10 protein-coding genes are annotated in these 11,632 nt (G+C 69.1%); 7 read left to right on the top strand and 3 right to left on the bottom strand.

Translation table 11 applies throughout. The annotated features are described in order from the left end of the window. The first annotated feature begins 210 nt into the window (after positions 1-210). From purL to purM, 6 genes are all read left to right on the top strand, one after another. Complete coding sequence (purL, locus tag AWC14_RS11310; RefSeq protein WP_193393876.1) at positions 211-2,523, top strand: phosphoribosylformylglycinamidine synthase subunit PurL; 2,313 nt, start codon at positions 211-213, stop codon at positions 2,521-2,523. 4 nt (positions 2,524-2,527) lie between these two features. Then, complete coding sequence (locus AWC14_RS11305) at positions 2,528-4,282, top strand: alpha/beta hydrolase (protein ID WP_045385328.1); 1,755 nt, start codon at positions 2,528-2,530, stop codon at positions 4,280-4,282. Continuing rightward, on the top strand, positions 4,282-4,908 hold the full coding sequence (locus AWC14_RS11300) for an Rv0804 family intramembrane glutamic endopeptidase (RefSeq protein ID WP_045385330.1): 627 nt from the start codon (positions 4,282-4,284) through the stop codon (positions 4,906-4,908). The genes AWC14_RS11305 and AWC14_RS11300 overlap by 1 nt, the downstream gene beginning before the upstream one ends. Further along, complete coding sequence (locus AWC14_RS11295; RefSeq protein ID WP_045385333.1) at positions 4,892-5,278, top strand: sterol carrier family protein; 387 nt, start codon at positions 4,892-4,894, stop codon at positions 5,276-5,278. Before AWC14_RS11300 ends, AWC14_RS11295 begins: the two co-directional genes overlap by 17 nt. Positions 5,279-5,436: 158 nt before the next feature. Then, positions 5,437-6,981, top strand: coding sequence for an amidophosphoribosyltransferase (gene purF / locus AWC14_RS11290; protein WP_057003566.1), 1,545 nt, complete (start codon positions 5,437-5,439; stop codon positions 6,979-6,981). A 50-nt stretch (positions 6,982-7,031) separates the two neighbouring features. Next, positions 7,032-8,108, top strand: a complete 1,077-nt coding sequence (purM, locus tag AWC14_RS11285) for a phosphoribosylformylglycinamidine cyclo-ligase (protein WP_045380025.1) — start codon at positions 7,032-7,034, stop codon at positions 8,106-8,108. A gap of 69 nt (positions 8,109-8,177) precedes the next feature. On the opposite strand, the gene AWC14_RS11280 is transcribed toward purM, so the two are convergent. Beyond that, entirely contained in the window at positions 8,178-8,369 is a 192-nt protein-coding gene (locus AWC14_RS11280) for a DUF3073 domain-containing protein (protein ID WP_045380022.1), read from the bottom strand. A gap of 130 nt (positions 8,370-8,499) precedes the next feature. After that, positions 8,500-9,600, bottom strand: a complete 1,101-nt coding sequence (gene ygfZ, locus AWC14_RS11275) for a CAF17-like 4Fe-4S cluster assembly/insertion protein YgfZ (RefSeq protein ID WP_045380019.1) — start codon at positions 9,598-9,600, stop codon at positions 8,500-8,502. Positions 9,601-9,657: 57 nt separating this feature from the next. Between ygfZ and AWC14_RS11270 the strand changes: the two genes are divergently transcribed. Beyond that, a complete protein-coding gene (locus AWC14_RS11270; protein WP_142281670.1) occupies positions 9,658-10,509 on the top strand; it encodes an aminodeoxychorismate lyase in 852 nt (283 codons plus the stop codon). Positions 10,510-10,741: 232 nt separating this feature from the next. Here AWC14_RS11270 and AWC14_RS11265 read toward each other — a convergent pair whose 3' ends face one another. Beyond that, entirely contained in the window at positions 10,742-11,383 is a 642-nt protein-coding gene (locus AWC14_RS11265) for a heme-binding beta-barrel domain-containing protein (protein ID WP_045380013.1), read from the bottom strand. Between the last annotated feature and the right edge of the window lie 249 nt (positions 11,384-11,632).

The raw sequence follows: 11,632 nt of genomic DNA, 5'->3' as shown, positions 1-11,632 counted from the left end.
AACGGCGCCCAACCCGCGCTCAGCGCCGCCGCAGCAGCCTGATTTCAGCTCTGAGGTTGACACAGAGGGTGTCATGACTCCTCCTCGCTGATCGTTGTTGCCGGACCCTGTGCGGCTACCCATCCAATCGGCACGCAAACGTCGTGGGCTGACACTCGACGCCCAGGATTCACACTCGGCCAATGAGCGCATCCGCGAGGTAACTAAGCTGTGTCCGTGACGTCCGGCCTCACCCACGCGGTGGATACCGTCGAGCGGGCCGCAGCCACCCCAGATCAGCCGCAGCCGTTTCGCGAGCTGGGTCTCAAAGACGACGAATACCAGCGCATCCGCGACATCCTCGGGCGCCGGCCCACCGACGCCGAGCTGGCCATGTACTCGGTGATGTGGAGCGAGCACTGCTCCTACAAGTCGTCCAAGGTCCACCTGCGCTACTTCGGCGAGACCACCACCGACGAGATGCGCGCCGGGATGCTGGCCGGCATCGGCGAGAACGCCGGCGTCGTCGACATCGGCGACGGCTGGGCGGTCACCTTCAAGGTGGAGTCGCACAACCACCCGTCCTACGTCGAGCCGTACCAGGGCGCCGCGACCGGGGTCGGCGGCATTGTGCGCGACATCATGGCGATGGGCGCCCGCCCGGTCGCGGTGATGGACCAGCTGCGCTTCGGTGCGGCCGACGCCCCCGACACCCGCCGGGTGCTCGACGGCGTGGTGCGCGGCATCGGCGGCTACGGCAACTCGCTGGGGCTGCCCAACATCGGCGGCGAAACCGTCTTCGACGCCTGCTATGCCGGCAATCCCTTGGTGAACGCGCTGTGCGTGGGCGTGCTGCGCACCGAAGACCTCCACTTGGCGTTCGCGTCGGGCACCGGCAACAAGATCATCTTGTTCGGCGCGCGCACCGGGCTCGACGGCATCGGCGGGGTGTCGGTGCTGGCGTCGGACACCTTCGCCGGCGACGAGTCCGGACCGGGTCGCAAGAAGCTGCCGTCGGTGCAAGTCGGCGACCCGTTCATGGAGAAGGTGCTCATCGAGTGCTGCCTGGAGCTCTACGCCGCCGGCTTGGTGGTCGGCATCCAGGACCTCGGCGGAGCCGGATTAGCCTGCGCCACATCGGAATTAGCGTCAGCCGGCGACGGCGGCATGGCCATCGAACTGGACACCGTCCCGCTGCGGACCAAGAACATGACGCCCGCCGAAGTCCTCTGCAGCGAGTCGCAGGAGCGGATGTGCGCGGTGGTCGCGCCGGAAAATGTGGACGCGTTCATGGCGGTGTGCCGCAAATGGGACGTCCTGGCCACCGTCATCGGCGAGGTCACCGACGGCGACCGGCTGAAGATCAGCTGGCACGGTGAGACGGTGGTCGACGTGCCGCCGCGCACCGTGGCCCATCAGGGCCCGGTTTACCAGCGCCCGATCGCCCGTCCGCAGTCGCAGGACGCGCTGAACGGCGACCGGTCCACTGGGTTGCCGCGGCCGGTCACCGGCGACGAGTTGCGCGCGACTTTGCTTGCGCTGCTGGGCAGTCCGCACCTGTGTAGCCGCGCGTTCATCACCGAGCAATACGACCGCTACGTGCGTGGCAACACCGTGCTGGCCGAGCACGCCGACGGCGGCATGCTGCGCGTCGACGAAACCACCGGCCGCGGCATCGCGGTGTCCACCGACGCGTCGGGCCGCTACACGCAACTGGATCCCTATACCGGCGCCCAGCTTGCGCTGGCCGAGGCGTACCGCAACGTCGCCGCCACCGGCGCCACCCCCGTCGCGGTCACCAACTGCCTCAACTTCGGCTCTCCGGAGGATCCCGGGGTGATGTGGCAGTTCGCCCAGGCGGTCCGCGGATTGGCCGATGGCTGTGCGGCGCTTGGCATTCCGGTGACCGGCGGCAACGTCAGCTTCTACAACCAAACCGGCTCGACACCGATCATGCCGACCCCGGTTGTCGGCGTGCTGGGCGTCATCGACGACGTCAGCCGTCGCCTGCCCACCGGCATGGGCACCGAACCCGGCGAGTCGCTGCTCCTGCTCGGCGACACCCGCGACGAATTCGACGGCTCCATCTGGGCGCAGGTCACCGCCGATCATCTGGGCGGGGTGCCGCCGCAGGTGGATCTGGCCCGCGAAAAGCTGCTCGCCGAGGTGCTGACCGCGGCCTCCCGCGACGGCATGGTGTCGGCGGCCCACGACCTGTCCGAAGGTGGCCTGGCGCAGGCCGTGGTGGAGTCGGCGCTGGCCGGCGAAACCGGTTGCCGCATCGTGCTTCCCGAGGACTTTCAAACAGGTACAGGTCCGTTCACATTTCTTTTCTCCGAATCGGCGGGGCGGGTGCTGGTGGCCGTGCCGCGCACCGAGGAGAGCAGGTTCGTCTCGATGTGCGAAGCGCGCGGGCTGCCCGCCGCCCGCATCGGCGTCGTCGACCAAGGGTCCGATTCGGTCGAAGTCCAGGGACTGTTCACGGTGTCGTTGGCCGAGCTGCGCAGCACGTCCGAAGGGGTGCTGCCGCGACTGTTCGGATAACTCCATGAGCGCTTCAGTCGACGACGTCACCGCCGAAGCGTTACCCACCCGTGGCAGGCATCCGCTGCTGGTGTGGGCGTGGAGTCTGCTGCGGCTGAAGTTTGTGGGCGTGGCGTTCGGCGCGTTGTTCTTCTGCTTGTCGCTGACTCCGTCGCTGCTGCCGCGCGATTGGCTGTTTCAGGGGCTGGTCGGCGGCATCAACGCCGCGTTCGGCTACGGACTGGGCGTGGTGCTCGGCAAGGCCGTGCACCGCGTCGTGCTGCGCAACGCCGGCTGGTGGCCGCCGCCGGCGCGGGTGCTGTTCTGGATTAAGGCGGCGGTTGTCGTCATCTCGCCGGCGGCGTGTGTGCTGATGCTGATCCCCGCCGCATCCTGGCAGCGGCAGGTGTCGGCGCTGATGGGTATCGAAGGCCCGACGACGCCGACCTATCTGCGGACCCTGATGGTCGCGATCGCCGTCAGTGCGTTGCTGGTCTCGACATGTCGGGTCTTGATCGACGCCATCAAGCTGCTGGCCCGAATGTTGATCAGGCGCTGGCACATCCATGACGAGGTGGCGCTGTTCATCGGCACCGCGATCGTGGTGGCGCTGCTGGTCACCTTGATCAACGGCGTCCTGGTCCGTGGCTTCTTCGCCGGGGCCAACAAGATCTTCGAGCCGCAGAACAGCGAAACCCGCGAAGGCCTGAGCCAGCCAACGCTGCCCGAAAAGTCAGGCAGCCCAATGTCATTGGCGCCCTGGGACACACTCGGTTATCAGGGCCGCAACTTCGTCGCCACCGGCCCGCACGCCGCCGAGCTCACCCGGATCAACGGCCGGCCCGCGCGCGAACCCATCCGGGTGTATGCCGGGCTGCACACCGCCGACGACGACGCCGGCCGGATGAAGATCCTTGTCCGCGAACTCGAACGCACCGCCGCCGCCGACCGCAAGGTGTTGGTCATCGTCCCGACCACCGGCACAGGCTGGATCAATCCGGTCGCCGCCCGCGCGATCGAGATGATGTACAACGGCGACACCGCGATGGTCGGTGTGCAGTATTCCTATCTGCCGAGCTGGATTTCGTTTCTGGCCGACCGGGAGAAGTCGAAGGATTCCGGGCGGGCGCTGGTCAACGCCGTCCACGACTACTGGCAGCAACTGCCGGCCGATCACCGCCCGAAGCTGGTGCTCTACGGCGAAAGCCTGGGTTCGATGGCCGGGCAGAGCGCCTTCGGGTTCCTGCCCGATATTCCGAGGATGGGCTTCGACGGCGTGCTGTGGGTCGGCCCGCCGCACGAAAGCCCGTTGTGGCACGCGTTGATGGTGCGACGCGACCCCGGTACCCCGGAGGTACAACCTCGTTACGACAACGGGCGGACGGTGCGGTTCTCTGAGGCGGTCACCAGCGACGACGTCACCCGCGTCGCTGCGCCGCCGTGGGACGGCACCCGAGTGCTGTTTTTGCAGCACCCTTCCGACCCCGTGGTCTGGTGGTCGCCCGACCTGTTGTTCTCCCGGCCCGACTGGCTGGTCGAACCACCGGGCCAGGACCGCACCGCCGCGATGAGCTGGTATCCGGTGGTGACGTTCTGGCAAGTCAGCGCCGACCTGACCGACGCCGAAAGCATGCCGGGCGGCCATGGCCACAACTACGGCGACATCGTGCTCGACGGCTGGGCCGCGGTCGCCCCGCCGGAGGGTTGGCAGCCGGGCGACACCGATCGCATCCGGACTGCGCTGAAACAGACGGAAAGTGCCGACGGACCCGAACACTGATGCACTCCAAGGCTTTTCGAGCGCTAGCGCTGGCCGCGGCTCTGGTCGGCTGGAGCTTTGTCGGTCCCCGGCTTCGGATGCCGTGGCGCGTGGTGGCGCAATCCGGCCTGGCCGGGCTGCTGGTCCTGGTGACCCGCGCGCCGCTGGGGCTCTGCCCGCCGCGGCTGTGGACGGGATTGCGGATCGGGGCCGCGGCGGCGCTGCCCGCAGCGACCGGCGTCGCGACGACGACAGCGGTGCCGGTCGTGCGGCTGTCGATGGCCGACCGGGAGCTGCCGCGGCCGACACCGGTCTGGCTGCTGTTGCGGATACCCGTGGGCACGGTCTGGGCGGAGGAGGCCGCATACCGCGGGGCGTTAAGTGCTGCGGCCAGAACAGCTTTCGGTGACACAGGCGGAAGGCTGCTGCAGGCCGCCGCGTTCGGGCTCTCGCATATCGCCGATGCCCGCGCCACCGGCGAACCGATGCTGCCCACGGTTGTGGCCACGGGGATCGCCGGCTGGGTATTCGGTTGGCTCGCCGAGCGTTCCGGCAGCCTGGCGGCCCCGATGCTGGCACATCTGGCGATCAACGAGGCCGGCGCCGCCGCGGCGCTGGCCGTACAGGCGCATGGCCGCGCGTCGTAAAGCCGACCCGGCCCAGACCCGCCACGCGGTCCTGGCCGTCGAGGGGTGGCTGCGCGACGACAGCCGCCCCGCGCCCGACCGCACCGAGCTGGCGGTCGCCGTGCGGCTCACCGCCCGCACCCTGGCCGAGCAGGCGCCCGGCGCTAGCGTCGAGGTCCGCATCCCGCCGTTCGTTGCCGTGCAATGTGTCGCCGGGCCACGCCACACCCGAGGCACCCCGCCCAACGTCGTCGAAACCGACCCGAGGACATGGCTTTTGCTGGCCACCGGGCTGCTCGCCGTGCCCGACGCGCAGTCCACTGGCGCGCTGCGCCTGTCCGGATCGCGGGCCGGCGAGATCGCGGCCTGGCTGCCCCTGGTGAGCTTGTGACTTTTGTGACACACGCGACGGCTGACACCTTGAGGGAACGATCTTTCGCGCTGAGCCGTTAGCAAGAGGCGCAACACGCTCGTCCGATTCGGTGACACGACCGTCGTCCCCGTAGACTCCGTTACGTCACCAATCGCGCCCCAGGGAGCCGCCACATCGTGACCGCCCAGCAGCCGCTGCCCGAGGAAAATCCGCCCGGCGAAGAGTGCGGCGTATTCGGCGTATGGGCGCCCGGCGAAGAAGTCGCCAAGCTCACCTATTACGGCCTGTACGCATTGCAGCATCGCGGCCAGGAAGCCGCCGGCATCGCGGTCGCCGACGGCTCGCAGGTGCTGGTGTTCAAGGACCTCGGCCTGGTCAGCCAGGTGTTCGACGAACAGACGCTGGCGGCCATGGAAGGCCACGTGGCGATCGGCCACTGCCGCTACTCCACCACCGGCAACACCACCTGGGAGAACGCCCAGCCGGTGTTTCGCAACACGGCCGCCGGCACCGGGGTGGCGCTGGGCCACAACGGCAACCTGGTCAACAGCACCGCACTTGTCGCCCGCGCCCGCGAAGCCGGGCTGATCAACACCCGGGTGCCGGGCGCGGCCACCACCGACTCCGACATCCTGGGCGCACTGCTGGCCCACGGCGCGGCCGATTCCAGCCTGGAGCAGGCGGCGCTGGAACTGCTGCCGACCGTGCGGGGCGCGTTCTGCCTGACCTTCATGGACGAAAACACCCTCTACGCGGCGCGCGACCCGCACGGGGTGCGACCGCTGTCGCTGGGGCGGCTGGACCGCGGCTGGGTGGTGGCGTCGGAAACCGCCGCGCTGGACATCGTCGGCGCCTCGTTCGTCCGCGACATCGAGCCCGGCGAGCTGCTGGCGATCGACGCCGACGGCGTGCGCTCCAGCCGCTTCGCCAACCCGACCCCGAAGGGCTGCATCTTCGAATACGTCTACCTGGCCCGGCCGGACAGCACGCTCGCCGGCCGTTCGGTGCACGGCGCCCGCGTCGAGATCGGGCGCAGACTGGCCCGCGAATGCCCGATCGACGCCGACCTGGTGATCGGCGTCCCCGAGTCCGGCACCCCCGCCGCGGTCGGCTATGCGCAGGAGTCCGGCATCCCCTACGGGCAGGGCCTGATGAAGAACGCCTACGTCGGGCGCACGTTCATCCAGCCGTCGCAGACCATCCGCCAACTCGGCATCCGGCTCAAGCTCAACCCGCTCAAAGAGGTCATCCGCGGCAAGCGGCTCATCGTCGTCGACGACTCGATCGTGCGGGGTAACACCCAGCGCGCCCTGGTACGGATGCTGCGCGAGGCCGGCGCCGTCGAAGTCCACGTACGGATTGCGTCGCCACCGGTGAAGTGGCCCTGCTTCTACGGCATCGACTTCCCGTCGCCGGCCGAGCTGATCGCCAATGCCGTCGAAGACGAAGACGAAATGCTCGAAGCGGTGCGGCACGCCATCAACGCCGACACGCTGGGCTACATCTCGCTGCGCGGCCTGATCGCCGCCACCGAGCAGCCCACCTCGCGGTTGTGCTCGGCCTGCTTCGACGGCCAGTACCCGATCGAACTGCCCAGTGAAACGGCGCTCGGCAAGAACGTCATCGAGCACATGCTGGCCACCGCGGCACGCGGGGCCACGGCGCGGACCGCCGAGGTATCGCCCGAGGTCGAGCAGGCCTCCGTCTTGCGGCATCCGTAGTCCATGGCGGCGGCCCGCTGCGTGGGTGCCGACCGGTAGCCTTGATCGCGATGACTGCAAAAGACCCCGGTAATCAGGGCATTACCTACGCAGAAGCAGGGGTAGACATCGAAGCCGGCGACCGCGCCGTCGAACTGTTCAAACCGTTGGCGTCCAAGGCCACTCGTCCGGAGGTCCGCAGCAAGCTGGGCGGTTTCGCCGGGCTGTTCGCGCTGCGCAGCGGCTATCGCGAGCCGCTGCTGGCCGCCTCCAGCGACGGGGTGGGCACCAAGCTGGCGGTCGCCCAGGCGATGGACAAGCACGACACCGTGGGCCTGGACCTGGTCGCGATGGTCGTCGACGACCTCGTGGTCTGCGGCGCCGAACCGCTGTTTTTGTTGGACTACATCGCGTTGGGCCGGATCGTGCCCGAACGGCTCAACGCCATCGTCGCCGGCATCGCCGATGGGTGCATGCGGGCGGGCTGCGCGCTGCTCGGCGGCGAGACCGCCGAGCACCCGGGGTTGATCGAACCGGACCACTACGACATCTCGGGCACCGCCGTCGGCGTCGTCGAGGCCGACGATGTGCTGGGTCCCGAGCGCGTCAAGCCCGGCGACGTCATCATCGCGATGGGGTCGTCCGGGCTGCACTCCAACGGGTATTCGCTTGCCCGCAAGGTCCTGTTGGAGATCGACCGGATGAACCTGGCCGGCTACGTCGAGGAGTTCGGCCGCACGCTGGGCGAGGAGCTGCTCGAGCCCACCCTGATCTACGCCAAGGACTGTCTGGCGCTGGCCGCCGAAACCCACGTCCGCACCTTCTGCCATATCACCGGCGGCGGGCTGGCCGGCAACCTGGAACGCGTCATCCCGCACGGGCTCGTCGCCGAGGTGGACCGCGGCACGTGGACGCCGGCGCCGGTGTTCGCGATGATCGCGCAGCGCGGACGGGTGACGCGCGCGGAGATGGAGAAGACGTTCAACATGGGTGTCGGCATGGTCGCAGTCGTCGCCCCCGAGGACACCGACCGGGCTCTGGCCATCTTGACGGCGCGGCACTTGGACTGCTGGGTGCTGGGCACCGTCAGCAAGGGCGGAAAAGAAGGCCCCCGAGCCAAACTCGTCGGGCAGCACCCGAGGTTTTAGCGGCTCGCCATTGTTTAGCGGCGATCGCAAGCGCGGCGGAGCCGGGCGCAGCGGGTCGACGCCATGGATTTAGCGACGCCAGTCGTCTTCGTCGGCCCAGGGGTCGCTCGGAAACGGCTCGTCGCCGTCGCGCTGGGCGGCGTCGTCGGCGCTCGACCCGGACAGCTCGCGCTGAAGCCGCTCGAAATCGGTCTGCGGGGTGCTGTACTTCAGTTCTCGAGCAACCTTGGTCTGCTTCGCCTTAGCCCGGCCGCGGCCCATGGGGGAACCCCCTCGCGCAATAACGGAGCGGCCCAAGAGAAGGCGGCTCCGATCTGTCAGTGAATTTATTGTCCTGCCGACAGTTTACCGTGCCCCGCGGGTGGGTGCTGGCCTGCCCTACCCACCAGTACTACTGTCCTCGGCCGGTGCCGCGCAACCGCTCGACGGCCGCCCGCCCGGCGCCGACCGCATCGGGCGGAGGCAAGGAATCCGGGTCGATGACTGCGGTCACGCCGGCGTCGGCGCCCGTGCCCAACTCGGTGCCGGCGGGCAAGCCCCGTTTGAGCAGCGCCAGCGCCACGGGGCCGAGGTCGACATGGTCGACGACGGTGCCCAGCCGGCCCACGGAGCGCCCGCCGGCCTGCACCGCATCGCCCGTCGAGGGCCGATCCGCCGAGCCGTCCAGGTGCAAGAGCACCAGCATGCGCGGCGGTTTGCCCAAATTGTGCACGCGCGCGACGGTCTCCTGGCCGCGATAGCAGCCCTTGTCCAGATGGACCGCGCCCAGCCCCGGGCCGCCGATCCAGCCCACCTCGTGGGGGATCGTGCGCTCGTCGGTGTCGACTCCGAGCCGTGGGCGCACGGCCGCCACCCGATGCGCTTCATAGGCCCACACCCCGGCTGGCCGAATCTCGGCTTGCACCAAGCGGTTTCGCCACAGCGGCGCCTCATCGCGCGGCACCACCAGGTCCAGCTCGACCTTGCCCGCCTGCGCAACGGTCATTCGGCGCAGGAAGCCGCCGCCGGGCAGCGGCACCGCCAGCATCTCGGCGGGCAACGCATCGACGCCAAGAGCGTCGAGAACCGGTCGATCGGCCAGCCGCGGACCCAGCAGCGACAGCACCGCGAGGTCGGCGGCGGCAGGGCTGACGTGGGACCAGAACACCATCTTGCGCAGGTAGTCCAGCAGCGGCTCGCCGCGCCAGGGCTCGGTGTCGAGGTAGGTGACGCCGCCCAGTTCGGTTTGGATCCAGTGGTCCTCGACGCGGCCCTGCCCGTCCAGGCTGAGGTTCTCGGTGCTGGCGCCATCGGGGAGCTCGCTGACGTGTTGGGTCGAGATGCTGTGCAGCCAGGTCTGGCGGTCGGCGCCGGTCAGCGTGAGCACCTTGCGGTGCGAGCGGTCCACCAGCACGGCATCGGTCTCGGCCGCCCGCTGCTCACCTAGCGGGTCACCGTAATGCCAGGTCGCGCCGGCATCCGGGCCGGTGTCGGGGGCGGGAACTGCGGGCACATCCCAACTCTACGGGCACGACGATTAGGCTCTTCGGACATGACAGACCACCCGGGCGTGGTCGTCACGCTCGACGGCGAGATCCATCCGCCGGGGACGCCGCTGCTGTTCGCCGACGACCTCGCCGCGGTACGTGGCGACGGCGTCTTCGAGACCCTGCTGGTCCGCGACGGCCGGGCGTGCCTCGTGGAGGCGCATCTGGACCGACTGACCCTGTCGGCCAAGCTGATGGACCTGCCGGAGCCCGACCTGCCCGCCTGGCGGCACGCCATCGATGCGGCGGCGCGCAGCTGGGCGGCCGACACCGCCGACGAGGGCGCGATGCGGTTGGTTTACAGCCGCGGCAGGGAGCGCGGTTCGGCGCCGACGGCGTACGTGACGGTCAACCCGGTCGCGGCCAGGGTGGGCGCCGCACGCCGCGACGGGGTGGCCGCGCTGACCCTGCCTCGCGAACTGCCGTCCACCGGTGTCGACGCGATGCCGTGGCTGCTGGCGGGCGCCAAGACCCTGTCGTACGCGATCAACATGGCGGCGCTGCGGCACGCCGCCCGGCACGGCGCCGGCGACGTCATCTTCGTCAGCTCCGACGGCTATGTCCTCGAGGGTCCGCGGTCCACGGTGGTGATCGCCGCGGAAAATCGTTGCCTGCTGACGCCGCCGCCGTGGTATCCGATTCTGCGTGGCACTACTCAGCAGGCACTGTTCGAAGTCGCCCGCGCCAAAGGCTACGACTGCGACTACCGCGCCCTTCGGGTATCGGATCTCTTTGATGCGCAAGGGATTTGGCTTGTATCGAGTATGACGCTGGCCGCGCGTGTACACACCCTGGACGGCCGGTTGTTGCCTCCCGCGCCGATGGCCGCCGAATTCAGCGAGCTGGTTGACGCCGCGATTCTCAGCGATCGCTGAATTCAGTTGTGGCCCCAGCCGGTTAGCGGTACGGTCGGCCGTACACAGGGAAGGAGGTGGTCCGCAAATTGATTGGCTTATGGACTTGTGAGGTGGCTGCGCGTTAAGCGCGAGCGGCTGGAATCACCTGCGCGCGCTGGCGAATTCCCCGCAGTCACCCGGCCCCCGAGCCTCCGGTCTGTCCAACCAGGAACTACGGCTCGGGGGCCGTCCCATGTCTGGACGCTGACCGCTAGCCCGCGAAGCGGGAGAGCCGCGCTGAGAGGTGCGGTACCAGCCCGCCGTCGGCGTCCACCCGTTCTTCGACATAGGCCAAGTCGCCGCCCTCGACGATGCCGTAGAGCCGCTTGGCGCCCCCGACCAACACACCGGACTTACTGCACGCCAGCGCGTCGGTGACCAACTCCCACGACGACTGGGTCCGCGGCCGGCCGTAGAACAACTCGACGTAGCCCGCAGAATGGGCCAGCAGCAGCTCGATGGCCTGCGACTCGGTCTGGTCGTTGGGGTCGATGACGAAGCGCCAGAAGCCGGTCTCCCGCAGGTCGTGCCCGTCGTAGTCCCCGGAGTCGGTGAGCCGCCACGACCGGGCCTCCCAGTTCAGGTAGTCGCCACCGTCGTGGCTGACCACGATCTGCTGGCCGAACCGGTAGTCGCCGTGGCTGCCGCGGCCCTCGCCTTCACCGCGCCACACCCCGACCAGAGGCAGCAACGCCAACAAGGCGTCGTGCAGGTTGGCGCCCTGGCGCAGGTTGGCGGTGTCGGCGGGGCCCGGCAGGTCGTCGAAGACCGGGATGTTGCGGGACGCGGTCACCTTGGCGCGTTCGGCGGCGGCTGCCACCGCGCGATCGCCAGAACCCGCACGGTCAGTCACGACTCGTCGGTGATCAGCCGATACAGCGCGTACAGCGCAAACCAGGTAATGACCACGACGGCCGTGACCAGCATGATCTCGAAGAAGAGCACCACGGCAACGAGTTTAGCTCGTCGGTACGGGCGACCCGCGCCGAGCGTGCACACATGTACGCCATTCGCGGCGCATCGGCGTACAACCGCGCACGCTGACCGGAAAATACCCACGGTGAGGTGACGGCGTGAAGCGGCCCGCAGGGCTGGTGGAGCG

Origin of the sequence: Mycobacterium kyorinense (assembly GCF_002101735.1) — a bacterium.
Classification (GTDB): domain Bacteria; phylum Actinomycetota; class Actinomycetes; order Mycobacteriales; family Mycobacteriaceae; genus Mycobacterium; species Mycobacterium kyorinense.
This window is presented reverse-complemented; position numbering and strand designations above follow the sequence as displayed.